This window comes from Streptomyces sp. NPDC085900 (genome assembly GCF_044540925.1).
Lineage (GTDB): Bacteria > Actinomycetota > Actinomycetes > Streptomycetales > Streptomycetaceae > Streptomyces > Streptomyces gilvifuscus.
On the sequence record NZ_JBITSP010000004.1, the window covers coordinates 797,835 to 820,581 of the forward strand.

Consider the following 22,747-nt stretch of genomic DNA (forward strand, 5'->3'; position numbering starts at 1 on the left):
GCTGGTTACCCTTCCTGGATGAGCAGCTCTGAAGACTTCGCCGCGTACGTCGCGGGTCTGCCCCGCATCCTCTCCGGTGCCGCCGCCCTGTTCCGTGACACGGCGGGCCGGGTCCTGCTCGTCGAGCCCAACTACCGCGACGGCTGGGCCCTGCCCGGCGGCACGATCGAGTCCGACGACGGCGAGACCCCGCGCCAGGGCGCGCGCCGCGAGACGCTGGAGGAGATCGGCCTCGACCGCGAGCTCGGCCGCCTGCTCGCCGTGGACTGGGTGTACCGGCCGGGCTGGCCGCCGCTGGTGGCCTACCTCTACGACGGCGGAGTCCTCGGCGAGGACGAACTGAAGGCGATCCGCCTGCAGGAGGAGGAACTGCTGTCCTGGCGGCTGGTGGAGCGCGCGGAACTCGGCGACTACCTCCTGGGCACCCTCGGCGGCCGCGTCCTGGCCGCCCTGGACGTCCTGGCCGAGGGCTCGGGGACGGCGGAGCTGGAGAACGGGCGGCGGGTGGGCTGACACCACCCGGCACACCGCTCGGTACACCGCCCGATGAGCCTCAGGGGCCGCCGAGTTCCGCTATCAGGTCGGGGTCCCGCATGCCGGGCAGGGCGTATCCCGCGTCCTCGTCCCAGGGGACGTCCAGGTCGTCCATGTGCACGTGCCACTCGCCGTCCGGCAGAGCGCGGCGCAGCTCCGTCAGCGCGTCGAGCACCGAGGCCACGACCGGCAGCAGACGGCCCGGGTCCAGCGGCATCTTGGTGGACCCGGCGAGCAGCTCGTCCGGCTCGTCGGCGTTCCTCGCGTACAGGGTGAGGCACTCCTGGTCGTCGTACGGGAACGCGGCCAGGTGCGCGGCGACGACGCGCTCCACCTCGGCCGACTCGGCCTCGGTCAGCGGCAGGGCGCGGCGCGCGCGGTAGTAGAGGGAGACGCTCATGCGCCGAGCGTAGGGGCGGGGTCTGACAGCGGCCGATATCCGTTGGCCGGGCCCGGATCGCGCGATCTACCCTCGGTGCCATGTCCAAGCCCCTCGTCGCCGTGCTCAGCGGCGCCGGTATCTCCACCGACTCCGGCATTCCCGACTACCGCGGGCCCAACGGGCTGTGGCGGAAGGACCCCGAGGCCGAGAAGCTCGTGACGTACGAGTACTACATGGGCGATCCGGAGATCCGGCGGCGGTCGTGGCGGATGCGGCGCGAGAGCCGGGCGCTGGCGGCCGAACCCAACGCGGCGCACCGGGCGGTGGCCGAGCTGGAGCGGTCCGGGGTGCCGGTGCGGGTCCTCACGCAGAACGTGGACGGGCTGCACCAGCTCGCCGGGATGCCCGCGCGCAAGGTGCTGGAGCTGCACGGCACCGCACGGCAGGTGGTGTGCACGGGCTGCCGTGCCCGCGGTTCCATGGAGGACGCCCTCGCCCGCGTCGAGGCCGGGGAGGCGGACCCGGCGTGCCTGGAGTGCGGCGGGATCCTGAAGTCGGCGACCGTGATGTTCGGCGAGCGGCTCGATCCGGAGGTACTGGGCCAGGCCGTCGCCATCGCCAAGGCGTGCCAGGTGTTCGTCGCCGTCGGAAGCAGTCTCCAGGTGCAGCCCGCCGCCGGACTCGCCGGTGTCGCGGCCGACCACGGCGCGCGGCTCGTCATCGTCAACGCCGAGCCGACGCCGTACGACGAGATCGCGGACGAGGTGATCCGGGAGCCGATCGGCACCGCGCTGCCGAAACTGCTGCGGACGCTGGGCGACGGGGACGTCCCGGTGCGCCCCGCGGCCGGCTAGAAGAGGGCCGACCCCCGCTCGAAGTCCAGCAGCCGGCGCTTGCGGGGCAGGCCGCCGCCGTAGCCGGTGAGGCTGCCGTCGGCGCCGACGACGCGGTGGCAGGGGACGATGATGCCGATCGGGTTCCGGCCGTTGGCGAGGCCGACCGCTCGGGAGGCGCCGGAGTTGCCGAGGGCGTCGGCGAGTTCGCCGTAGGTGCGGGTCTCGCCGTAGGGGATGCGGCGGAGCTGGTCCCAGACGGTGCGTTGGAACGGGGTCCCGTGGAGGCGGAGTTGGAGGGTGAACTCCTTCAACTCGCCCGCGAAGTAGGCCTTCAGCTGTTCCTGGGCCTCGTCGAAGAGGGTGTCGTCCCGGTCGCCGAAGGTCTCCTGTGCCGGGCGGTGGCGCTGGTCGGTCATGTAGAGGCCGCAGAGGGTGCCGTCCTCGGCGACGAGGGTGAGGGGGCCGTAGGGGCTGTCGGTGACGGTGTGTCGTCTCACTGGATGTCCCTGCTTTTGTGCACCGGGTTTTCTTACACCGGGAGGAAGTTGATCGGGTGGCTGTCGGTCGCCCACAGGTACTGGACCGCGTACGCCCGCCAGGGCCGCCAGGCCGCCGCGCGGGCCGTGAGGGCCGCCGGGGTGGAGGGCAGGCCCAACTCCTGTGCGGCGCGCCGGATTCCGAGGTCGGTGGGGAGGAAGGCGTCGGGGTCGCCGAGGGCGCGCATCGCGATGACGTCCGTCGTCCAGGGGCCGAAGCCGGGGAGGGCGAGGAGGCGGGCGCGGGTCTCCGGCCAGTCGCTCTCCGGGCCCAAGTGGATCGCGTCTGCGGCCAGTTGAGTGACGAGGGTGGTGAAGGTGGTGCGGCGGCTGCGGGGCATCGCCAGGGTCTCGGGGTCGACGGCGGCCAGGGCCTCGGGGGTCGGGAAGAGGTGGGTGAGACCGCCTTCGGGATCGTCCACCGGATCGCCGTGGGCGGTGACCAGGCGGGCCGCGTGGGTGCGGGCGGCGGCCGTGGAGACCTGCTGGCCGAGGACCGCCCGTACGGCGAACTCCGCCTCGTCGACGGTGCGCGGGACGCGCCGGCCGGGAGCCTTGTCGACCAGCGGGGCGAGCAGCGGGTCCGTGCGCAGCTGGTCGTCGATCGCGACCGGGTCGGCGTCCAGGTCGAGCATGCGGCGGCAGCGGCTGATGGCGACGGGCAGGTCGCGCAGGTCGCTGAGGGTGAGGCGGCAGGCGATGTGGTCCGGCTGCGGGGTGAGGGAGGCGATGCCGTGGCCGTAGGGGAGGCGGAGCGTGCGGCGGTAGGCGCCGTCGCGCCACTCCTCGACGCCGGGTACGGCGGTCGCGGCGAGGTGACCGAAGAGGTTGTCGGGGTTCAGGGGGGCGCGGAAGGGGAGGCGGAGGGCGAGGGTGCCGGGGGTGGTGGCCGGGTTCCTGTTCCTCGGCAGGCGGGCGCGCAGCTCGCTCGGGGAGAGGGCGAAGACCTCGCGGACGGTGTCGTTGAAGGTGCGGATCGAGGAGAAGCCGGCCGCGAAGGCGATCTCCGCCATGGGGAGCGGGGTCGTCTCGACCAACAGGCGGGCCGTCTGGGCGCGTTGGGCGCGGGCCAGGGCCAGCGGGCCGGCGCCGAGTTCGGCGAGCAGCTGGCGTTCGATCTGCCGGGTGCTGTAGCCGAGGCGGGCGGCGAGGCCGGGGACGCCCTCGCGGTCGACGACGCCGTCGGCGATCAGGCGCATCGCGCGGGCCACGAGGTCGGCGCGCTGGTTCCACTCCGGGGAGCCGGGGCTGGTGTCCGGGCGGCAGCGCTTGCAGGCGCGGAAGCCGGCCTGCTGGCAGGCGGCGGCGCTCGGGTAGAAGGTCATGTTCCGGGGCTTGGGCGGGACGACCGGGCAGCTGGGCCGGCAGTAGATGCGGGTCGTCAGGACCGCCGTGAAGAACCAGCCGTCGAAGCGGGCGTCCTTCGACTGGACGGCCCGTACGCAGCGCTCTCGGTCGGTGTGCATCCCGTTCTGCATGTGTCCAGCATCGGCGATGGGCGCGGGCCGGGCTGGCGAGAATCCGACATGAACCTCGGCTGCCCTGGGACGGCGCGGATCGCCGGGAGCACCGCCGCCGTGTGAACGGCCGTTCGGCCGCCGGCGCCCGCTGGGTAGGATGCCCGCATGGGTCATGGAGCCGCCGCCGCGCAGGACGTCACCGAGCGCGTCCGTCTGGACGCGGGCAACGTCGCCAAGGTGGCGACCACGCTCCAGGCCCTGTCGACCCCCTCCAGGCTGCTGATCCTCGCACGGCTGCGCGAGGGGCCGCTGCCCGCCACCGAGCTCGCGGCCGAGGTGGGGATGGAACAGTCCGCGTGCTCGCACCAGTTGCGGCTGCTGCGGAACCTGGGCCTGGTCGTCGGTGAGCGCCGCGGGCGGTCGGTGGTGTACACGCTGCACGACCACCATGTCGCCGAGCTCCTCGACCAGGCCGTGTACCACGTCGAGCACCTGCGGCTGGGGATCAGTGACGCCGGGGACTGACCCCGTGCGACGGCGGATGTGGCCCTTGTACGCCGCCGGGTTCACCACCGCCTTCGGAGCGCACGGCATCGCCGCGAACCTCGGGGGCGCCGGTCGTGACGCCGTCACCTCGCTGCTGGTCCTGGGCGGTCTGCTGGCCCTGTACGACGGTGCCGAGGTGCTGCTGAAGCCGGTGTTCGGCACGGTCGCCGACCGGATCGGGGCGCGGCCGGTACTGCTGGGCGGGCTCGTGGGCTTCGTGGTCGCGTCCGCGGTGTACGTCCTCGCGGACAGCCCGGGGTGGCTGTGGGCGGCGCGGCTGGGCCAGGGGGCGGCGGCGTCCGCGTTCTCACCGGCCGCCTCCGCGCTGGTGTCGCGGCTCAATCCGGCGGCGAAGCAGGGGCGGGCGTTCGGGAGTTACGGCTTCTACAAGTCGATCGGGTACACGCTGGGCCCGCTGCTGGGCGGGGTGCTGGTGTGGGCGGGCGGGCTGCGGCTGCTGTTCACGGTGCTCGCGGTGCTCGGCGCGGCCGTCGCGGTGTGGGCGCTGATCGCCGTACCCGTCGTACCGCCGCTCCCCCGGGCCCGGCAGACCGTGCTGGACCTGGCGCGGCGGCTCGCGGACCCGACGTTCCTCGTGCCGACGGCCGCGCTCGCGGGGGCCACGGCCGCGCTGTCGGTCGGTGTGGGGTTCCTGCCGGTGTCCGGCAGGGTGGCGGGGCTCGGGACGGTGGCGACGGGGGCCGCGGTGTCGGTGCTGGCCGCCTGCGCGGCGGTCGTCCAGCCGCGGGCCGGGCGGGCCCTGGACGCCGGGCGGCTCGGCGCGCGCGCCGGTCTCACCGCGGGGCTGTTGCTGGCCGCGGCGGGCCTGGCCTGCGCGATGCTGCCCGGTCTGGCGGGCCTCCTGCTCGCCGCCGTCCTCATCGGCGTCGGCACCGGCCTGATCACACCGCTCGGCTTCGCGGCACTGGCCTCCGCCACCCCGCCGGAACGGCTCGGACAGACCATGGGCGCGGCCGAACTGGGCCGCGAACTCGGCGACGCGGGCGGCCCGTTGCTGGTGGCCGCGGTCGCCACGACGGCGACACTGTCGTACGGGTACGCGGCACTGGCGGTGGTGCTGGCGGGCGGGACGGCAGTGGTCGCGGCCGTGGGGGTGCGGCGGGGGGCGCGTGTGACGGGGCGACGGGGCGGGTGAGGTCGGGTGCGCTCTTAAGTCGGCAGGCCGGGGTGGGTGCGCGTGGGCCTGCGGGGCGGGGCGGCTGAGGTCGGCCGGGAACATCGACCGGCGGCCCGGGGCGGGGTGCACGTGGACCTGCGGGGCGGGGCGGGTGACATCGGCCGGGAAGTCCGGTCAGCGGCCGGAATGGAGTGCACACGTGCCTGCGAAACGCGACGGCTTACATCGGCCGGGAACTCAAGTCAGCGGTCGGCATCGAGTGCACACGTGCCTGCGAAACGGGACGGCTGACGTCGGCCGGTAACTCCGGTCGGCGGCCCAGCGGGGCGTGCACGCGCGCCCGCTGTCGTCGACGGTGTCGCGTAGGCCTGCGCGTGACCGCGGGGTATGGCTTCGGCCCGCGTCACCCGCCCGCCCGCGCGGCGCGCCTACAGCGCCCCTGCCGTCAGCAGGCTCAGCAGGTCTCCCGTGGCGTCCGCCGCTCCCAGGGCCGCCAGGGCGCCCACGGTCAGGATGGCCGCGGCGACGGGGCGCAGACGGCGTGGCGGGGTGGTCTGGAGGGCGGCGATGCGGCGGGTGACGGCGCGGTCGGCGAAGTGCAGGGCGCAGTCGGCGCCGTGGGAGATCAGGGCGGCTCGGGCCAGGGCGCGGGCCGTGGTGCGGCGGTCGCCGACCGCGCCCGCGGCCTGTTCGTCGGCCCAGCGTTCCACCAGGTAGGCGACGGCGCCGCGGACCGGCAGGAGCAGCGGGTTCGCCGCCGCGGCCAGGGTCGCCGCATGGACGTAGAACGCGTGCCGGTGGGTGAGGTGAGCGCGCTCGTGGGCGAGCAGGACCCGGCGTTCGGCGGGGCGCAGTGCGGCGAGCATGGCGCTGGTGACCAGGATCCGGCCCGGGTCGCCGGGCACGGCGAAGGCCTGGGGCCGCGGTGAGGCGGCGACGACGAGTTCGGTGCCGGGCGGGTGGCCCTCGCACAGCCGGCGCAGGGTGCGGCGGGTGGCGCGCTGGGCCCGGACCGCGCCCACGATCCGGCCGACGGCGACCGTGAGGAGGAGGAGCGCGAGGACGGCGACGACGTCGGGGACCGGTTCGGGCAGCGCGCGGCCGTGGGCGACGAACGGCAGGGTCTCACCGGCCAAGGTCGCGGTCAGCAGCGCCAGGGCCCACAGGGAGGCGCCGGCGGTGAGCACCGCGGCTCCGGTCAGCGCGCGGGCCGCCGCCGCGGGCGTCCCGAACCGGGCGAGCCGCGGGCCGGCCACGCCGAGCAGGAGCGACAGCAGGAGCGGGGTGTAGACGTCGATCCTCATGTGCCCCCTCCTGTCCGGCCGTGGCATTCGTATGCCGTACGACACCGCCGGTCGGCCCCGTCACGCACCGCCGTCGCCCAGCAGCCGGCGCAGGGCGCTCTCCTCCTCGGGGCTCAGTCCGGTCACGAACTGCTGCAGGGCGGCTATCGGGTCGGGCCCGCGGTCCAGGGCCCGGTGCATGGCCTCGGCGGTCATCTCGGCGGCGTTCTTCACGGGACGGTAGGCGCCGCGCCGTCCGTCGGCGTCGCGCAGGACGAGATCCTTGTCGTGCAGGCGGCGCAGGATGGTGTGCACGGTGTTGTAGGCGAGCCCGTCGCCGAGTTCGGACTGGATCTCGGCCGGGGTGAGGGCCTGTTCCGTGGCCCAGAGGGTGGCGAGGATCTCGCTCTCCAGCTCCCCGGGGCTGCGTCGCTCGGCTCTGCCGCGAGGGGTCGTGCCTGCCATGGCCACCACCTTACGGTGTGTAGGTTCCCTCGGTCACCGACTCGTACCTGCCCCTTACCCGCCTCCGGCGCCTCCTCGACCTACAGGTTGTAGGGTGAAGCGGGACCTGACGGATTGTAGGGCCGGGAGGGATGAGGATGACGAGAACGTCCGCCGCCTCTTCCACTGCCTCTTCCGCCCCCTCGCCGGAGCGGGCACCCGCCGCGATTCGGAACGGGGCATGAGCACGCCGGTCGGTCCGCCCACGAGTGTCGGCCGGCGACTGCCGTGGCAGAGCCTGCTGGGAGTCACGGTGGCGGCGGGCGCCGCGGCGCTCGCCGTACGGCACTGGCCGGTGCTGGACGCGGGGGCGGACCGGCTGGCCGTCGCCGACCGCGGCTGGCTGTCGCTCGCCGCGCTGCTCAGCGTGCTGACCTGGGGATGCGCGGCGCTCGCGCTGCAGGGGGCGGTGCGGGAGGCTTTGCCCGTACGTCGGCTGGTGGCGGCGCAGTTCGCGGCGTCCGCGGCGAACCACGTGCTGCCCGCCGGACTGGGCGCCGGTGCGGTCAACGTGCGGTTCCTGATGCGGTGCGGACTGCCGCCCGGCCGCGCGGCGACGGCCCTCGCGGTGAAGGGCACGGCGGGCACCGTGGTGCGGGGTGCGCTGATCGCGGGGCTCGCGATGGCCTGGCCGGGGACGCTGCGGGTGCCGGCGGTGGGGCGGTTGCCGCTGCTCGTGGGTGTGGGGGCCGCCGTGGCAGTCGCCGGCGCGGCAGTGCTGCTGCGGACCCGGCTGCGCCGCGGACTGGCCTGCGCGGTGGCCGATGTGCGCGGTGTGCACGAGCATCCGGGGCGGGCGGCGGCCCTGTGGGGCGGCTCGCTGCTGTTCGCCGCGCTGCACACGGGCGTCGTCCTGGCCGTCGTACGGGCTCTGGACGTGCCGCTTCCGGCCGGGCGGGTGGCGCTCGCGTATCTCGCCGCGAGCAGCGCCGCCGTACTGCTGCCGACCCCGGGTGGGCTCGGTTCGCTGGACGCCGCGCTCGCCTGGTCGTTGACGGCGGCCGGGGCGCCGGCGGGGGTCAGCGTGTCGGTGGTCATCGGCTACCGGCTGCTGACCGTGTGGCTCCCTCTGGTGCCGGGGTTGCTGGTGCTGGGCGGGCTGGTGCGCGCGAAGGCTCTCTGAGGGACGGCGGCTCACGCCTCCGACACGCGGTCAGTCCTCCGGGGACGTCGGCGCGGGCGGGGGTTCCGGTGAGGGCCGGGAGGGCGCCGCGGGCGTCCGGGGCGGTTCGGCGTCGCGCGGCGCGGTACCGGAGTTGCCGCCCGGCCGCCACCACTGCGGCCGCCAGCGGGTCAGGCCCCAAGCGCACAGGCTCAGCCAGGCGGTGGCGAGCAGCCAGCCCCCGAGGACGTCACTGGCCCAGTGCACGCCGAGGTAGGCCCGGGTCGCTCCGACGGCGGCCGCCCAGCACACCGCGAGCACACAGGTCGAACGCGCCAGGTCGGGGCGCGCGCGGCGGGTGACGGCCCAGCAGAGCAGGCCCGCGGCGAGGGCGGAGGTCGTGGTGTGGCCGGAGGGGAAGGCGTACCCGGAGGCGTACGCCGCCCAGTCGGCGGCGTCGGGTCTGGCCCGCGCGATGGACTCCATCACCGCTCCCCGCACCAGTTGCCCGACGAGCAGCACGGCCAGGGCGCACGGCACGGTTCTCAACCGCTCCCGGGCGTCACGCCCCGCGATCAGCCCGGCCGCGGTGACGATCAGGTACGGCCAGATTCCCGTTCCGGTCGCGGTGATGCCCCGTGCGAGGGCCTGCGCGACCGGTGGCCGGTGCCGGAGGGCCCACGTGTGCACGGCCCCGTCCCCGGGCAGCGGGGCGCCGTGCCGTACGCCCACCAGGATCGCGAGGCATCCGAACAGCGCGGCACAGAGGACTCCGGTCCAGACCGTCCCGGACCGCACCGCCTGCCGCGCCTCACTCACGCGGGTCCTTCGACGCGAACGCCCACGACAACTCCTCTCACGTGCGCGGGAACCGCGCGCCCGGCTCCCTCGCACCAGCGGCCGCACTCGTCGGCGACTCCGGCCGACCCGGCTGCGCCATACGGTCAGCCACCGCTCTGCGCGCCCGTCACCAGTTCACCGAACCGGGTCCCGGCCGCCCGCTCCACCAAGGGCGCCGCGCGGTCCGCCAGCAGCATCAGCGGCCACGCGAGCAGCGCGCCGAACGCGAGCCCCACCGCCACGTCGTGCGGATAGTGCACGCCGATCCAGACCCGGGAGACGGCCATCAGTACGGCGGCCACGGCCGCGATCCGGCCCAGTGCCCGGTCCGTCAGGGCCACCACCACCGCCGCGGCACCGGCGATCACCGCGTGGTTGCTGGGGAAGGACCAGTCGCCCACCGCCGGGCACGCCTCGACGGTGACGGTGTGCAGCGTGCGGCAGGGTCTGTTCTCGGCGACGGCCGACTTGACCAGGACGTCGACGACGTAGCAGAGCACGACGATCACGGGGGCCGCCAGCGACCGGACCATCCGGGCCTGCCCCGCGCCGCGGGCCCGCCACCAGGCGGCGAGCATCAGCACGCCGAACAGGGCGAGGCCGTAGTCGGACCAGACGGCGACCGTGGTGTCCACGGCGTGCGGCGTGTCGCGGGCCAGGTGGGTGATCCAGAGGTAGAAGCCGCCGTCGACCGAGGCGCCGCCGAAGGCGAGAGGAGTCATGAGGAGACCTCCGAAGAGGCGCGGCGGGCACGCGCGCGGCGTGCCTCCAGAGCGATCGGCGTCAAGGAGACGAGGACCACGACGGCGACCATGGGAAGGAGGTAGCGGTCGACGTTCGGCACCGAGGAGCCCAGGGCGTAGCCGCCGAGCACGAGACCGACCGTCCACACCAGGCCGCCGACCACCTGCCAGAGCGTGAAGGTCCGCACCGGCACGTCCAGCGCGCCGGCCAGCGGGTTCAGCACGGTGCGCACCACCGGCACGAAGCGGGCCAGCACGACGGCCTTCGCGTGGCCGTACCGCGCGAGCAGTTCCTCGGCCCGGGCCGCGCCCTCGTGCAGCTTCCTCGCCCTGCTGCGCGCCAGCAGCGCACGGCCTCCGCGACGCCCTATCCAGTACCCGGCCTGGGCCCCGAGCAGGGCTCCCACCGCGGCCGCCGGCAGCACCTGCCCGAGCGAGAGGTGCACCGAGCCGCGGACGCCGTTCGCGCACAGCAGGCCCGCCGTGAACAGCAGCGAGTCCCCGGGCAGGAAGAAGCCGACCAGGAGGCCGGTCTCGGCGAACAGCACCGCGGCGACGCCGAGCGCGCCGAAGGCGGACAGCAGGGACCCCGCGTCCAGGACGTTCACCGCTTGGGTCACGGCGAACTGGGCAGCTGCCATGCGGGCGACCCCTCTCATACTGGAACTCATACTGAAGGTGGACGGAGCGGGCGGCGGCCCGTGCCGAGCGACTACAGTCCTGTAGACCGACTACTGAACTGTAGACGAATAAGTGTCGAGGAGCGTTCCCATGCCCCACGGGCAGATTGACGAGCCGTTCGACGGCCCGGACGACGGGCGCCCGGAACGACGGCCGGCGGGCGAGCTGGAGGCGAGCGTCCTGGCCGCGCTGTGGGCGGCCGACGGTCCGCTCACCCCCGGCGCCGTCCAGCTGGAACTCGGCGACGGACTGGCCCGCACCACCGTCACCACGATTCTCACCCGGCTGCACGCCAAGGGCGTGGTGACCAGGGCCCGCTCCGGGCGCGGCTACGCCTACGCCCCGGCCCAGGACTCCCCCGGTCTCACCGCCCGCCGTATGCACGCCGAACTCGACAAGGACCAGGACCGCGGCACCGTCCTCGCCCGCTTCGTGTCCGACCTGAGCCCCGAGGACGAGCGGTTGCTGCGCGGTCTGCTCGCCGACGGCGCCGCGGGCCCGGACGACACCGCGTGACCGGCCGCCCGGACTCGTCCGGCGCCGCGGCGGCCTCTGGAGGAACCCTGTGATGTACGCCGTGTGGCTCCCGCTCCTGGTGCCGCTGCTCGCGGTGCCCGTGGCCCGGCGCGGCGCCGAGCTGCTGCCGCCGCGGACGGCCGCGTGGGCGCTGACCGCCCTGGCGCTGGTCCTCGCCGGCTCCAGTACGGCGGCACTGGCGCTGCTCGCGCTGGACGGCGCCCTGCGGCTGCCGTTCGTGGCGGCGCTCGGCCACTTCTCCCCGCACCTGCTCGGCGACGGTTCGCCCGCCACCGTGCCGGCCGCGGTCCTGGCCGCCCTCGCGCTGGCCGGCCTGGGCGTGCTGGTGCCCTGGCGGGCCCGCCGCCATCTGCGGGAACTGCGCGCCGCCCACCGCCAGTGCGGGCACGAGCCGGGCGCTGGCGACCTGTGGGTGCGGCCCGACACCCGCCCCGACGCCTACGCGCTGCCCGGCCGGCCCGGCCGCATCGTGGTGACCACCGGGATGCTGCGCGCCCTCAGCGCCCGGGAGCGTGAGGTGCTCTTCGCGCACGAGCGCGCCCATCTCGTCGGCCGCCACCATCTCTTCCTCGCCGGCGCGGAGCTGGCCGTTGCGCTGCATCCCGCCCTGCGCGGCCTGCGCGCGCCGCTGTCGTACGCCCTGGAGCGCTGGGCCGACGAGTCCGCCGCGCGGGCGACCGGCGACCGCGCCCTGACCGCCCGCGCGGTGGGCCGCGCCGCGCTCGCCGCCGGCGCGGCGGGCACCGCGCCCCGGCCACGGCTGTCCCTGACGGCCACCGCGGGCCCGGTCCCCCGCCGTGTCACCGCCCTGCTGAACCGCTCCGCGCCCGTCGGCCGGGTCCTCCCCCGCGCCCTGGCCTGCCTGCTCCTCGCCTGCGTCACCCTCTCGGCTGCCGCGGCCCTGGAAGCGGCCACCGACCTCCACAACGGCATCGAGACCGCCCAGGGCGAAACCGGCCACCTCTCGACACACGGCGGCTGACGGACACCGGGCCTGCGAATCGCGTTACCGCCCGACGGCCCTCCACGGCCTTCGCAACGCCGGTCGGCGGCCGCGGCCGGGGCGAGACCCCGCCACCTCTCCCCCACGGGGGCTGACAGACGCACCAGCCGACGAACTGCGTCGACCCGCGACGACCGCCCGCGGAGTTCGCCACGCCGGTCGGCGGGCGCGGCCCGGGACGTCGGCGCCGGGGGGCGAGGCCCCGCAGCGACTGACAGACACACCGCCCGGCCGACCGCGCCGCCGGTGGGCGGGCGCGACTGGGACGTCCGCGCCCAGGAGGCTGTCGGCTCGCTGCTGGCACCCGCTCCCGCCGGGCCCCTCCCGCAGGCGTGCGCGGTCGTTGTGGGCGGCGGTCGCACGGTGCGCAGGCGGCAATCCACCCGTCAGGCGGTCGCACGGCCGGCGGCCTACGCGACAGGCGGCCGCACGGGCAGCGGTCGACGCGGGCAGCGGCCACTCGGCCCACAGTCGACACGGACAGCGTCGACGCGACCGGCGGTCGGCGCGGGCCGTTGTGCCGACGGCCCGGCAGATCCAAGGAACCGCTGCCGCACAGGGGGTTCACAGAGGGATTTGCGTGGCATGCTCCCGTCAATCGTTCGATGCACGCAGTCCAAGGCCGCCCCCGGCGCACCCCAGCCGGGCTGGCGGTCGCCGAGCAGGCCGCAACCCCGGCCGCCGTAAAGGAGTCACGCGTGAGAACCATCCCCCACAGATCCGTCGCCGTGCGCGCCCTCGCCGTCACCGCGCTGGCCGCGGTGTCCCTTCTGCCCGCCGGTCCGGCGACCGCCGCGTCCGATGCCGCGGCCGCCTGCACCCCGGCCCAGGTCGTCGCCAACGGCGGCTTCGAGAGCGGCACTTCACCGTGGACGCAGTCGTCCACGAGCGTGATCACCAGCCGTTCCGGCGAGACCCCGCACGGCGGCACGAGCTACGCCTGGCTGGACGGCACCGGCGCCACCCACACCGACACGCTCTCCCAGAGCGTCACGATCCCGTCCGGCTGCTCCACCGCCACCCTGTCGTTCTGGCTGCACATCGACACCGCCGAGACGACCTCCTCGACCGCCTACGACAAGCTGACGGCGAAGATCGGCGGCACGACCCTGGCCACGTACTCGAACCTCGACAAGAACACCGGGTACGTGAAGAAGACCCTCGACGTCTCGTCCTTCGCCGGCCAGACGGTCGCCCTCGCCTTCACCGGCACCGAGGACTCCAGCCTCCAGACCAGCTTCGTCCTCGACGACGTCGCCCTCGACACCTCGGGCGGCACGACCCCGCCGGGCGACTCGACGCGGACGCCGGCCGCACCCTCGTACACCGTCAGCCTGAGCAGCAACACCGGCGGCACCGTCTGGACAGGCCACGAGAGCGCGACCTTCACCAACGCCTCCTCGACGGCGCTGAGCGAGGTGTACCTGCGGCTGTGGGACAACTACCACGGCACCTGCGACGCGATGCCGATCACGGTCACCAACGTCACTGGCGGTACGGCCGGTTCGCCGTCCGTCGGCTGCACGGCCCTGCCGGTCACCCTGGCCGCACCCCTGGCGCAGGGGCAGTCCGCCACGATCGGCTTCGACCTGGGCATCACCGTGCCCAGCGGCGCCGACCGGTTCGGCCACGACGGGGCGTTCAGCTTCATCGGCAACGCGCTGCCCGTCCTCGCGGTCAAGGACGGCTCCGGCTGGCACCTGGACCCGTACACCGACAACGGTGAGTCGTTCTACTCCCTGGCCGCCGACTTCAAGGTGACCCTCGACCACCCGAGCAGCCTGCTGGTCCCGGCCACCGGCACCTCGGTCGACACCCCCGGCTCCAGCGGACGCACCGTCACCACGGCGACCGCCTCCAAGGTGCGTGACTTCGCGTGGGCGGCCGGTCCGTTCAGCAAGATCTCCGGGACCTCGTCCGCCGGCACCGCGATCAACGTCTACTCCGTGTCGGGCATCAGCTCCTCCGACGCCCAGTCGATGCTCAGCACGGCGAAGACGGCCGTCGACGCCCACGCCGCGCGCTTCGGGGCCTACCCCTACGGCGAGTTGGACGCCGTCATCGACAACAACTACTGGTTCGGCGGGATGGAGTACCCCGGCTTCGTCCTCGACCTCGTCAGCACCACCGCACTCACCCACGAGATCGGCCACCAGTGGTGGTACGGCATCGTCGGCGACGACGAGTACAACAGCCCCTGGCTGGACGAGGCGTTCACCGACTACTCCACCGACCTCGCCCTCGGCAAGACCGGCACCAGCTGCTGGGACGGCGTCTCCTGGGCGTCCTCGGCGGAGAAGATCACCAACTCCATGGCGTACTGGGACGCCCACTCCTCCCGCTACTCCACCGTCGTCTACGGCTACGGCAAGTGCGCCCTGCACGACCTGCGCCGGCTGATCGGCGACACCGCGATGACCAAGTTGCTGAAGGACTACGCCGGTTCGCACTGGTACGGCGTCTCGACCACGGCCGAGTTCAAGGCGGCTGCGCAGGCCGCGACGACCACGGACCTGACGTCGTTCTGGAGCACGCACCGCATCGAGGGGTGAGCGCGGTGACCACGTGACGAGGCTGCCGGTCCTCCGCGGGCCGGCAGCCTCTCGCGCGTCGGGTCAGATCGCCGTGCCGCCGCCGGGCGTGTCGCGGCGGGAGAGGGCCAGGTAGCCGACGAAGCAGGCGATGGCGGCGGTCCAGGCGAGGGTGACCGGGCCCAGTCCCAGACCGAGGCCGCCCCGGGTGTGCCCGAGGGCCATCCAGTCGGCGAGGGAGGCACCGAGGGGACGGGTGATGACGTACGCCGTCCAGAAGGCGGGCACCGCTTTGAGGACCGCGACGCGGTGGGCGACGGCGGGCACGCAGATCGCGACGGCGAAGAGGATCACCGAACCGAGGTAGCCGAAGCCGACGGTCGCGGTGAGGTCCCCGGCAGCGGTGCCGAGGGCGAAGGTCGCGAGGACGGCCGCCCAGTAGAAGGCCTCCCGGCGGCGGGTGCGGATGCCGTGGATGGACAGGGTGCCCTCGACGGCGTACCAGAGGGCGAAGACGGCGGCGAGCGCGGCGAGGAAGAGCGGCGTGGACACCAGGTAGGGCACGCCGAGGCCGACGTGCAGGACGTCGGCGGCCATGGTGCCGAACACGCTGACCATGACGACGGCCGTCCAGTACACCCAGGCGACATAGCGGCGGACGGCGAACTGCAGGGCCAGGGAGGCGGTCAGGGCGAGGCCGCCGAGCGCGACCGCGGGCACCGGGCCGAGCAGACGGGCCAGGAGGTCCGAGGCGGTCTCGCCCATTCCGGTGGTGAGCACCTTGACGATCCAGAAGTACACGGTGACTTCCGGCACCTTGTTCGCCATGGTGCGCAGGGGAACGAGTGGCCGGTCGTCGAGGAGGTGCTCTGTGGTCATGCAGCGCACGATGGCACAGTGAACCGCCCGCGCCACAGGTGTCTTTGCCATGGCTTTGGGGCTTCCGGTGCATGAGTTTCACCAGGGCGCGACCAGCCTGAAAGCAACCTGAACAAGTTGGGAAATTGCTGGTCAGCGGGCTGCGGCTGCGCTAAGACGCCAAGGGACGGCAGCGGTGGGTCAGCCTAGTCGGCGGGCGAAGGTCTCGTACGCCGCGTCGTCGAAGAGAACGAACCGCACCTCTTCGACGGACGTCGGCGTCCCGCGCACCGTCTCGACCGCGATACGGGCGGCGTCGTCCATCGGCCATCGGTACACGCCGGCGGAGATCGCCGGGAACGCGACCGTCGCGGCGCCCAGTTCGTCGGCGACCCGCAGCGACTCCCGGTAGCAGGAGGCGAGCAGGTCGGAGCGGTCCTCGGTGGCCGACCAGACCGGGCCGACCGTGTGGATCACCCACCGCGCGTCCAGCCGGCCGGCGGTCGTCGCGACCGCCCGGCCGGTGGGCAGGCCCTTGCCGTAGTGCGAGGCGCGAAGCCTGCGGCACTCCTGAAGGATCTCCGGACCGCCCCGCCGGTGGATCGCGCCGTCGACGCCACCGCCGCCGAGGAGGGAGGAGTTCGCCGCGTTGACGACGGCGTCGACGGACTGCTGCGTGATGTCGCCCCGGACGAGCGTGATGCTGGTCATGGCTGCCTGTATACCCGACAGCAGGCCGACGCCGGTGGCGGCACCGAGGAGGCCGTACGGGGTGGGATCACCCCGTCTGCCGCAGCCTGCGCCATACCGCCTTCGCCGCGTTGTGGCCGGACATGCCGTGTACGCCCGGGCCGGGTGGGGTCGCCGAGGAGCAGATGAAGACCGCCGGGTGGGGGGTGTGGTACGGGAACAGGGTGAGCCTGGGGCGCAGCAGGGTCTGCAGGCCCGCCACCGCGCCGGTGCCGATGTCGCCGCCGACGTAGTTGGCGTTGCGGGCGGCGAGTTCGGCCGGGCCGGCGGTGGCGCGGGCCAGGACGCGGTCGCGGAAACCCGGGGCGAAGCGCTCCAGTTGACGTTCCATGACGTCCGTGAGGTCGCCCGTCCAGCCGCTCGGGACGTGCGCGTACGCCCAGAAGACGTGCTTGCCCTCGGGTGCGCGGGTGGGGTCGACGACGCCGGGCTGGACGGTGATCATGAAGGGCCGGTCGGGTGCCCTGCCCTCGCGGGAGGCCACGCGCAGGGCGGCCCCGATCTCCTTGCTGTCCGCGCCGATCTGGACGGTGCCGGCGGCCCGGGCCGGTTCGGCGGTCCATGGAACGGGGCCGTCCAGCGCGTAGTCGATCTTGAAGACGCCAGGACCGTACTTGTAGTTCTCGTAGTAGCGGCCGAAGCCCGCGATGCGGGCCAGGGCGGTGGGTGAGGTGTCGAAGACGTAGGCGCGCGCGGGCGGCAGGTCGTCGAGGCGCTTGACCTCGTAGTCGGTGTGGACCAGACCCCCGAGGTCCTTGAGGTAGGCGGTCAGGGCGTCCGAGATGGACTGGGAGCCGCCCTCGGCGACGGGCCAGCCGCGCGCGTGGGCGGCGAGCGCGAAGACGAGACCGATGGCGCCGGTCGCGACACCGCTCAGGGGGGCCATCACATGGGCGACGAGGCCGGCGAAGAGGGTCTTGGCCGGCTCGTCGTGGAAGCGGCGGGTGAGCCAGGTCGACGGGGGCAGGCCGGCGAGCCCGAAGCGGGCGAGGGTCACCGGGTCGCGGGGCAGTGCGGTGAGCGGCAGGGACATGAAGTCCCGCGTGAGGGTGTCCCACTTGGACAGGAACGGCGCGACCAGCCTGCGGTACGCGCCCGCGTCCCTGGAGCCGAACGACGCGGCCGTCTCGGCGACCGAGCGGGACAGCACGGCGGCGGTGCCGTCGAGGAAGGGGTGTGCCATGGGCAGCTCGGCGTGCAGCCACTTCAGGCCGTACCGCTCCAGGGGCAGGGCGCGGAACGCCGGGGAGTTGATGCCGAGCGGGTGGGCGGCGGAGCACGGGTCGTGCCGGAAGCCGGGCAGGGTGAGCTCTTCGGTGCGGGCGCCCCCGCCGACGGTGCCCCGGGCCTCGAAGACGGCCACGGAGAAGCCGCGGCGGGCCAGCTCCACAGCGGCCGTCAGTCCGTTCGGCCCCGCACCCACCACGACAGCATCGAGCATCGACGGCACCTCGGACCCCTTCGTCAGCCGATGGCCACTGGGGATCAGGATATGCCGGGGGTCTGACAGCCCCGGGGCTCGGGTACCGCCCGCCGGGACCGTCCTTCGGGTCAGGCCGTGGCCGACAGCAGCCCCACCACCCTGCGGGCCGTGGCCGCGTCGCGGGCCGCGGTGAACGGCAGGGCGTTGCCCCCGGTGATGCGGAACGGCTGGCCGGTGAGGGTCAGGTGGGCGCCGCCCGCCTCCTCGACCAGCAGCAGGCCGGCGGCGTGGTCCCAGGCCGCCTCCCAGGAGAAGGCTGTCGCGTCCGACTCGCCGCGGGCTATGGCGAGATACTCCAGGCCGGCCGAGCCGCACGCGCGCGGCGCCACGCCGTCGGTCCACAGGCCGAGCAGGGCGCGCTTCTGGTCGTCGGTCGTGTAGTCCGGGTGGGAGGTGGCCACTCGGAGGTCCCGGCCGGGCGCGGGCGAGCCGGCGTGGAGGCGCTCGCCGTTGAGGAACGCGCCCCGGCCCCTCACGGCGGTGGCGAACTGTCCACGGGCCGGTGCGTACGTCCAGGAGGCGAGCAGGACCCCGTGGTGCGCGAGGGCGACCAGCGTGCAGAAGCCGGGGTCGCCGTGCACGAACTGGCGGGTGCCGTCAACGGGGTCGACGATCCAGACCGGGGCGTCGCCGCCGATCGCCTCGTACGTCGCCGGGTTCGCGTGCACCGCTTCCTCGCCGACCACGACGGATCCGGGCAGCAGGGCGCCGAGCGTCTCGGTGAGGTACCGCTCGGCGAGCCGGTCGGCGTCGGTCACCAGGTCGTGCGGTCCGTTCTTCTGGTCGACCTCGTGGGCGGCGAGCCGGCGGAAGCGCGGCATGATCTCGGCCGCGGCGGCCGCGCGGACCGCCTCTTCGACGTCGGCGGCGTGCTTGGCGAGGAACTCTTCGTGTCCGGCGAGAAACTCTTCGTTGGTTTCCGTGTCTTCGATCATGACTCCATGAGAACACGCGCCACTGACAATCCCCGCCCGGCCGGTGGATGCCCGGTGGAATCGGAGTGAAATCGGGGATTCCGGTCATCGGCCGACGGCGTATCCCTGCATCCCGCGTGGGTTCGCCGCCGCCGACAGGATGCCGGTGCGCGGATCGCGTGCGACCGCGCAGAGCCGTCCCTCGGACCACGGGTCGCCCACGGTGACGTGGTGGCCGCGCCGGCGCAGCTCCCCGACGACGTTCGCGCCCGTCCGGGACTCCACGGTCACGCTTCCCGGTCGCATGCCGCGCGGGTAGAAGGAGCCCGGGAAGCTGTCGTTGTGCCAGTTCGGGGCGTCGATCGCGCCCTGCAGGTCGAGACCGCCGCGGACGGGCGCGCGCAGTGCGACGGCCAGGAAGAAGTGCAGCTGCCACTGGTCCTGCTGGTCGCCCCCGGGCGTGCCGAACGCCATCACCGGAACGCCGTCGCGCAGGGCGATGGAGGGGGTGAGGGTGGTGCGGGGGCGGCGGCCGGGGGTGAGCGAGTTCGGCAGGCCCTCCTCCAGCCAGGTCATCTGCAGCCGGGTGCCGAGCGGGAAGCCCAGTTCGGGCACGACGGGGTTGGACTGCAGCCAGCCGCCGCTGGGGGTGGCGGCGACCATGTTGCCCCAGCGGTCGACGACGTCGAGGTGGCAGGTGTCGCCCCGGGTGGTGCCGTCCGGGGAGAGGGGCGGCTCACCGGGCACCGGTGAGGCCGGGCTCTTGGCCACGGTGGGCTCCCCCGCCCCCATGGGGCTGAACCCCGGCTCGTCGGTGACCACCACGTGCGCGTGCGCGCTGAGCCGCGGTGCGCGTCCGCCGGGGCTGCCGGGGCGCAGCTCGTACGAGGCCTGGTCGCCGACGAGCGCGCGCCGGGCGGCGTTGTACTCGGCCGACAGCAGCTCGTCGAGCGGCACTTCGGCGGCGTCGCCGTACCAGGCCTCCCGGTCGGCCATGGCGAGTTTGCAGCCCTCGATCAGCAGGTGCAGGTAGTCGGCGGAGCCGTACGCGGGCAGCTCGGCCGGGAGCAGGGCGAGCTGCTGGAGCAGGACGGGGCCCTGGCTCCAGGGGCCCGCCTTGCACAGGGTCCAGCCGTTCCAGTCGTATGTCGCCGGGCTCTCGTAGGTGGCGGACCAGCCGGCGAGGTCGGCGGCCGTGAGGGTGCCGGTGTGGCGCTCGCCGCTGGTGTCCATGGTGGGGCGCGCGGACTGGCGTACCAGGGCCTCGGCGATGAAGCCGGAGCGCCACACCTCGCGCGCGGCCTCGATCTCGGCGACCCGGTCCCCGATGCCCGCGACCTCGGCGAGCAGCCGCTTCCAGGTCGCGGCGAGGGCGGGGTTGCGCAGCAGCTCACCGGGGTGCGGGGCCCGCCCGTCCGGCAGGTACACCTCGGCCGACGAGGTCCACTCCGTCTCGAACAGCTCGCGGACCGTCTCGACGGTCGCCCCGACGTTCTCCACGGGCGCGTGCCCGTGTTCGGCGTATCCGACGGCGTACTTGAGGACGTCGGCGAGGGGCTTCGTCCCGTGGTCGCGCAGCAGCAGCATCCAGGCGTCGAAGGCACCGGGGACGGCGGCGGCGAGCGGCCCGGTGCCGGGCACCAGGTCCAGGCCGAGTCCCCGGTAGTGGGCGACGCTCGCCCCGGCGGGTGCGATGCCCTGTCCGCACAGCACCCGCACCTCGCCGCCGGCCGGCGCGAGCAGGATCGGCACCTCGCCGGCGGGGCCGTTGAGGTGCGGCTCGACGACGTGCAGCACGAACGCCCCGGCGACGGCCGCGTCGAAGGCGTTGCCGCCGTCCTCCAGCACGGCCATCGCGGACTGCGAGGCGAGCCAGTGGGTGGAGGACACCATGCCGAGGGTGCCCTGGAGGGTCGGCCGGGTCGTGAAGTGCATCTCTCACCTCGCCGCTCGCGCACCCCGGGCGTTCCGGAGCGCGATCACACCTGTGGGGCTGCCTCTACCCGTCCGAGGGGGCTACGAAGATTTTGCGATCCCTCGGGCACTTCATGAGCCGTACTCAACCCCCGCGTTTCTACGCGCGTGGTGTCATGCTCACGCCCGCCACCCCCCACACGGGCATCAACTCGACTAGGAGTCGGGCATGTTGTCGAAGGTCCTCCGCCGTGCGGGCGTGACCCTGGCGGCCGGTGCCGCGGTGATCGCCACCGCCGTTCCCGCCAATGCCGCGAGCTACACCGCGTTCGCCTTCTCGCTCAGCGGCAGCGAGCCCACGATCTACGACTTCATCAACTCGGCCACCACCTCCCTCGACATGACGATGTACGAGCTCGAGGACACCACCGCGGTCGACGACCTCATAGCCCTGGAGAACAAGGGCGTCACCGTCCGGGTGGTCCTGGACCAGGCCCACAAGTCCGCCAACTCCTCCGCCTACACCGCGCTGACGAACGCGGGCGTGGGCGTGGCCTGGTCGCCGTCGAGCTTCGTCTACACCCACCAGAAGACGATCACGGTGGACGGCACCAAGTCGCTGGTCCTCACCGGCAATCTGACCTCGCAGTACTACACGACCGGCCGCGACTACGGCGTCTTCACCGACGACACCCGCGACGTCGCCGCCATCGAGAAGGTCTTCAACGCGGACTACGCCGGCACCTCGGTCACGCCCACCGACGGCGACCACCTGCTGTGGTCGCCGACCGACTCCCGCAGCCGCCTGCTGTCCGTGATCAACGCGGCCACGAAGACGCTCGACGTCGAGGAGCTGGAGTTCAGCGACAGCACGGTGGTCAACGCCATCGTGGCCAGGGCGAAGGCCGGCGTCACCGTGCGCGTGGTGCTGGAGACGCCGGGCAGCTATTCCAGCCAGGTGTCCGCGATCAAGGCGGCGGGCGGCAAGGTCGCCGGGTACTCCGACCCCAACGGCTTCTACATCCACGCCAAGGCCATGGTCGCCGACTACGGCCTGTCCACCCAGGAGGTGGAGGCGGGCTCCATGAACATCAGCAGCAACTCCCTCTCCAACAACCGCGAGTTGGGCATCATCCTCACGGGCACCGGGGTCGCGCAGTCGGTGGCCACGACCATCGAGAACACCTTCGCCGGCGACTTCGCGGGCGGTACCGCGGCGTAGTGGCTCCGGACCGGCGCCCGCCTGCCGTGAGCGCGTGACCGTTCACGGCCGGCGTGGCGCCACCAGTCCCGACTCGTAGGCGAAGACGACCAGTTGAGCCCGGTCGCGAGCCCCGAGCTTCGTCATGGCCCGGCTGATGTGGGTCTTGGCCGTGAACGGGCTGATGACCATGTGCCCCGCGATCTCCTCGTTGGTCAGGCCCCGGGCGGCCAGGGCCGTCACCTCGCGTTCGCGCCGGGTCAGGCAGTCCAGGCCGGGTGCCGTCGCCCGGTCCGGCGGCCGGGAGACGAACTCACCGATCAGCGTGCGGGTGACCGACGGGGACAGCAGTGCCTCGCCACGGGCCACGACTTCGATGCCCTGGAGCAGGTCGGCCGGTTCGGTGTCCTTCAGGAGGAAGCCGCTGGCGCCCGCCCGCAGCGCCTCGAAGACGTACTCGTCGAGGCCGTAGTTGGTGAGGATCACCACGCGTACGGCCGCCAGGGCGGGGTCCGCGGCGATCAGCCGCGTCGCCTCGATGCCCGTCATCACCGGCATCTGGACGTCGATCAGCGCGATGTCGGGCACGTGCGCGCGGACGAGGGCGAGACCCCGCTCGCCGTCCGCCGCCTCACCGACCACCTCGATGCCGTCCTCGGCGTCCAGCAGGGCACGGAACCCGGCACGCATCAGCGCCTGGTCGTCGACGAGCGCGACCCTGATCATCTCAACTCCCCCTTGGCATGGGGGATTCGTCGGGCCGCGCCACCCCCGGCCGGCCGACCTCCCCGATGGGCGGCCGCGCCCGCGCCCCCGAGCCCGCCCCGCTGACCCCGCCTCCCCCAGTGGCCGGCCCAAGCCCAACCCCGAAGCCGGCCCGCCCACCCCGCCTCCCCCAACGGCCGGCCCGAGCCCAACGCCGAAGCCGGCCCCGCTGACCGCGCCTCCCCCAGTGGCCGGCCCAAGCCCAC

At 73.9% G+C, this 22,747-nt stretch carries 23 protein-coding genes; 9 read left to right on the forward strand and 14 right to left on the reverse strand.

The genetic code is table 11. The annotated features are described in order from the left end of the window. Positions 1-18 precede the first annotated feature (18 nt). Positions 19-513, forward strand: a complete 495-nt coding sequence (locus ACIGDI_RS17660; protein ID WP_142143898.1) for an NUDIX hydrolase — start codon at positions 19-21, stop codon at positions 511-513. Positions 514-553: 40 nt separating this feature from the next. Here ACIGDI_RS17660 and ACIGDI_RS17665 read toward each other — a convergent pair whose 3' ends face one another. Further along, positions 554-934, reverse strand: a complete 381-nt coding sequence (locus ACIGDI_RS17665; RefSeq protein ID WP_399897120.1) for a hypothetical protein — start codon at positions 932-934, stop codon at positions 554-556. An 80-nt stretch (positions 935-1,014) separates the two neighbouring features. Between ACIGDI_RS17665 and ACIGDI_RS17670 the strand changes: the two genes are divergently transcribed. After that, entirely contained in the window at positions 1,015-1,770 is a 756-nt protein-coding gene (locus ACIGDI_RS17670) for an SIR2 family NAD-dependent protein deacylase (protein ID WP_399897123.1), read from the forward strand. Here the strand turns inward: ACIGDI_RS17670 and ACIGDI_RS17675 are convergent. Continuing rightward, positions 1,767-2,249: a methylated-DNA--[protein]-cysteine S-methyltransferase gene (locus tag ACIGDI_RS17675; RefSeq protein WP_399897126.1), complete on the reverse strand. Its 483-nt coding sequence runs from the start codon at positions 2,247-2,249 to the stop codon at positions 1,767-1,769. The genes ACIGDI_RS17670 and ACIGDI_RS17675 overlap by 4 nt on opposite strands. A gap of 32 nt (positions 2,250-2,281) precedes the next feature. Next, entirely contained in the window at positions 2,282-3,766 is a 1,485-nt protein-coding gene (locus tag ACIGDI_RS17680; RefSeq protein ID WP_399897129.1) for an AlkA N-terminal domain-containing protein, read from the reverse strand. Positions 3,767-3,913: 147 nt separating this feature from the next. On the opposite strand from ACIGDI_RS17680, the gene ACIGDI_RS17685 reads away from it, so the two are divergent. After that, positions 3,914-4,273 carry an ArsR/SmtB family transcription factor gene (locus ACIGDI_RS17685; RefSeq protein WP_399897132.1) on the forward strand — a complete coding sequence of 120 codons (360 nt, stop codon included), beginning with the start codon at positions 3,914-3,916 and terminating at the stop codon, positions 4,271-4,273. A gap of 16 nt (positions 4,274-4,289) precedes the next feature. Further along, positions 4,290-5,450 (forward strand): MFS transporter, encoded by a 1,161-nt coding sequence (locus ACIGDI_RS17690; RefSeq protein WP_399897681.1) that lies wholly within the window; start codon positions 4,290-4,292, stop codon positions 5,448-5,450. A 410-nt stretch (positions 5,451-5,860) separates the two neighbouring features. On the opposite strand, the gene ACIGDI_RS17695 is transcribed toward ACIGDI_RS17690, so the two are convergent. Beyond that, positions 5,861-6,736: a M48 family metalloprotease gene (locus tag ACIGDI_RS17695; RefSeq protein ID WP_399897136.1), complete on the reverse strand. Its 876-nt coding sequence runs from the start codon at positions 6,734-6,736 to the stop codon at positions 5,861-5,863. 60 nt (positions 6,737-6,796) lie between these two features. Next, complete coding sequence (locus tag ACIGDI_RS17700; protein ID WP_200697888.1) at positions 6,797-7,180, reverse strand: BlaI/MecI/CopY family transcriptional regulator; 384 nt, start codon at positions 7,178-7,180, stop codon at positions 6,797-6,799. Positions 7,181-7,400: 220 nt separating this feature from the next. On the opposite strand from ACIGDI_RS17700, the gene ACIGDI_RS17705 reads away from it, so the two are divergent. Then, positions 7,401-8,342 (forward strand): lysylphosphatidylglycerol synthase domain-containing protein, encoded by a 942-nt coding sequence (locus ACIGDI_RS17705; RefSeq protein WP_399897139.1) that lies wholly within the window; start codon positions 7,401-7,403, stop codon positions 8,340-8,342. Positions 8,343-8,372: 30 nt separating this feature from the next. On the opposite strand, the gene ACIGDI_RS17710 is transcribed toward ACIGDI_RS17705, so the two are convergent. The 3 genes from ACIGDI_RS17710 to ACIGDI_RS17720 form a co-directional block, all read right to left on the reverse strand. After that, complete coding sequence (locus tag ACIGDI_RS17710; protein ID WP_399897142.1) at positions 8,373-9,140, reverse strand: phosphatase PAP2 family protein; 768 nt, start codon at positions 9,138-9,140, stop codon at positions 8,373-8,375. A 125-nt stretch (positions 9,141-9,265) separates the two neighbouring features. After that, on the reverse strand, positions 9,266-9,883 hold the full coding sequence (locus ACIGDI_RS17715) for a phosphatase PAP2 family protein (protein ID WP_399897145.1): 618 nt from the start codon (positions 9,881-9,883) through the stop codon (positions 9,266-9,268). Then, the gene (locus ACIGDI_RS17720) at positions 9,880-10,545 is read right to left on the reverse strand and encodes a DedA family protein (RefSeq protein WP_399897148.1); all 666 of its coding nucleotides are present in this window, start codon (positions 10,543-10,545) and stop codon (positions 9,880-9,882) included. The genes ACIGDI_RS17715 and ACIGDI_RS17720 overlap by 4 nt, the downstream gene beginning before the upstream one ends. 130 nt (positions 10,546-10,675) lie before the next feature. On the opposite strand from ACIGDI_RS17720, the gene ACIGDI_RS17725 reads away from it, so the two are divergent. From ACIGDI_RS17725 to ACIGDI_RS17735, 3 genes are all read left to right on the forward strand, one after another. After that, positions 10,676-11,101 carry a BlaI/MecI/CopY family transcriptional regulator gene (locus tag ACIGDI_RS17725; protein ID WP_272176706.1) on the forward strand — a complete coding sequence of 142 codons (426 nt, stop codon included), beginning with the start codon at positions 10,676-10,678 and terminating at the stop codon, positions 11,099-11,101. Between the two features lie 52 nt (positions 11,102-11,153). Continuing rightward, positions 11,154-12,104, forward strand: a complete 951-nt coding sequence (locus ACIGDI_RS17730) for a M56 family metallopeptidase (RefSeq protein WP_399897152.1) — start codon at positions 11,154-11,156, stop codon at positions 12,102-12,104. Between the two features lie 719 nt (positions 12,105-12,823). Next, positions 12,824-14,677, forward strand: a complete 1,854-nt coding sequence (locus ACIGDI_RS17735; RefSeq protein WP_399897155.1) for a M1 family aminopeptidase — start codon at positions 12,824-12,826, stop codon at positions 14,675-14,677. Between the two features lie 63 nt (positions 14,678-14,740). Here ACIGDI_RS17735 and ACIGDI_RS17740 read toward each other — a convergent pair whose 3' ends face one another. The 5 genes from ACIGDI_RS17740 to ACIGDI_RS17760 all read right to left on the reverse strand — a co-directional run bounded on the left by ACIGDI_RS17740 (position 14,741) and on the right by ACIGDI_RS17760 (position 20,596). Continuing rightward, positions 14,741-15,535, reverse strand: coding sequence for a hypothetical protein (locus tag ACIGDI_RS17740; protein WP_399897158.1), 795 nt, complete (start codon positions 15,533-15,535; stop codon positions 14,741-14,743). Positions 15,536-15,715: 180 nt separating this feature from the next. Beyond that, positions 15,716-16,225, reverse strand: coding sequence for an O-acetyl-ADP-ribose deacetylase (locus tag ACIGDI_RS17745; RefSeq protein ID WP_399897161.1), 510 nt, complete (start codon positions 16,223-16,225; stop codon positions 15,716-15,718). 67 nt (positions 16,226-16,292) lie between these two features. Continuing rightward, positions 16,293-17,705 carry a phytoene desaturase family protein gene (locus ACIGDI_RS17750; RefSeq protein ID WP_399897164.1) on the reverse strand — a complete coding sequence of 471 codons (1,413 nt, stop codon included), beginning with the start codon at positions 17,703-17,705 and terminating at the stop codon, positions 16,293-16,295. A gap of 110 nt (positions 17,706-17,815) precedes the next feature. Then, a complete protein-coding gene (locus ACIGDI_RS17755; RefSeq protein ID WP_399897167.1) occupies positions 17,816-18,682 on the reverse strand; it encodes an inositol monophosphatase family protein in 867 nt (288 codons plus the stop codon). An 84-nt stretch (positions 18,683-18,766) separates the two neighbouring features. Next, positions 18,767-20,596, reverse strand: coding sequence for a gamma-glutamyltransferase family protein (locus ACIGDI_RS17760; RefSeq protein ID WP_399897170.1), 1,830 nt, complete (start codon positions 20,594-20,596; stop codon positions 18,767-18,769). Positions 20,597-20,804: 208 nt separating this feature from the next. On the opposite strand from ACIGDI_RS17760, the gene ACIGDI_RS17765 reads away from it, so the two are divergent. Continuing rightward, positions 20,805-21,797, forward strand: coding sequence for a phospholipase D-like domain-containing protein (locus ACIGDI_RS17765; RefSeq protein WP_399897173.1), 993 nt, complete (start codon positions 20,805-20,807; stop codon positions 21,795-21,797). Positions 21,798-21,839: 42 nt separating this feature from the next. On the opposite strand, the gene ACIGDI_RS17770 is transcribed toward ACIGDI_RS17765, so the two are convergent. Then, on the reverse strand, positions 21,840-22,502 hold the full coding sequence (locus ACIGDI_RS17770; RefSeq protein ID WP_399897176.1) for a response regulator: 663 nt from the start codon (positions 22,500-22,502) through the stop codon (positions 21,840-21,842). Positions 22,503-22,747: the final 245 nt, after the last annotated feature.

Excerpts from the sequence above, each read along its gene's own strand:
- ACIGDI_RS17680 (WP_399897129.1), bottom strand. The coding sequence starts at position 3,766 with ATGCAGAACGGGATGCACACCGACCGAGAGCGCTGCGTACGGGCCGTC.
- ACIGDI_RS17725 (WP_272176706.1), top strand. The coding sequence starts at position 10,676 with ATGCCCCACGGGCAGATTGACGAGCCGTTCGACGGCCCGGACGACGGG.
- ACIGDI_RS17665 (WP_399897120.1), bottom strand. The coding sequence starts at position 934 with ATGAGCGTCTCCCTCTACTACCGCGCGCGCCGCGCCCTGCCGCTGACC.
- ACIGDI_RS17740 (WP_399897158.1), bottom strand. The coding sequence starts at position 15,535 with ATGACCACAGAGCACCTCCTCGACGACCGGCCACTCGTTCCCCTGCGC.
- ACIGDI_RS17700 (WP_200697888.1), bottom strand. The coding sequence starts at position 7,180 with ATGGCAGGCACGACCCCTCGCGGCAGAGCCGAGCGACGCAGCCCCGGG.
- ACIGDI_RS17755 (WP_399897167.1), bottom strand. The coding sequence starts at position 18,682 with ATGATCGAAGACACGGAAACCAACGAAGAGTTTCTCGCCGGACACGAA.
- ACIGDI_RS17685 (WP_399897132.1), top strand. The coding sequence starts at position 3,914 with ATGGGTCATGGAGCCGCCGCCGCGCAGGACGTCACCGAGCGCGTCCGT.
- ACIGDI_RS17690 (WP_399897681.1), top strand. The coding sequence starts at position 4,290 with ATGTGGCCCTTGTACGCCGCCGGGTTCACCACCGCCTTCGGAGCGCAC.
- ACIGDI_RS17670 (WP_399897123.1), top strand. The coding sequence starts at position 1,015 with ATGTCCAAGCCCCTCGTCGCCGTGCTCAGCGGCGCCGGTATCTCCACC.
- ACIGDI_RS17770 (WP_399897176.1), bottom strand. The coding sequence starts at position 22,502 with ATGATCAGGGTCGCGCTCGTCGACGACCAGGCGCTGATGCGTGCCGGG.
- ACIGDI_RS17730 (WP_399897152.1), top strand. The coding sequence starts at position 11,154 with ATGTACGCCGTGTGGCTCCCGCTCCTGGTGCCGCTGCTCGCGGTGCCC.
- ACIGDI_RS17660 (WP_142143898.1), top strand. The coding sequence starts at position 19 with ATGAGCAGCTCTGAAGACTTCGCCGCGTACGTCGCGGGTCTGCCCCGC.
- ACIGDI_RS17745 (WP_399897161.1), bottom strand. The coding sequence starts at position 16,225 with ATGACCAGCATCACGCTCGTCCGGGGCGACATCACGCAGCAGTCCGTC.
- ACIGDI_RS17695 (WP_399897136.1), bottom strand. The coding sequence starts at position 6,736 with ATGAGGATCGACGTCTACACCCCGCTCCTGCTGTCGCTCCTGCTCGGC.
- ACIGDI_RS17720 (WP_399897148.1), bottom strand. The coding sequence starts at position 10,545 with ATGGCAGCTGCCCAGTTCGCCGTGACCCAAGCGGTGAACGTCCTGGAC.
- ACIGDI_RS17765 (WP_399897173.1), top strand. The coding sequence starts at position 20,805 with ATGTTGTCGAAGGTCCTCCGCCGTGCGGGCGTGACCCTGGCGGCCGGT.
- ACIGDI_RS17715 (WP_399897145.1), bottom strand. The coding sequence starts at position 9,883 with ATGACTCCTCTCGCCTTCGGCGGCGCCTCGGTCGACGGCGGCTTCTAC.
- ACIGDI_RS17760 (WP_399897170.1), bottom strand. The coding sequence starts at position 20,596 with ATGCACTTCACGACCCGGCCGACCCTCCAGGGCACCCTCGGCATGGTG.
- ACIGDI_RS17705 (WP_399897139.1), top strand. The coding sequence starts at position 7,401 with ATGAGCACGCCGGTCGGTCCGCCCACGAGTGTCGGCCGGCGACTGCCG.
- ACIGDI_RS17750 (WP_399897164.1), bottom strand. The coding sequence starts at position 17,705 with ATGCTCGATGCTGTCGTGGTGGGTGCGGGGCCGAACGGACTGACGGCC.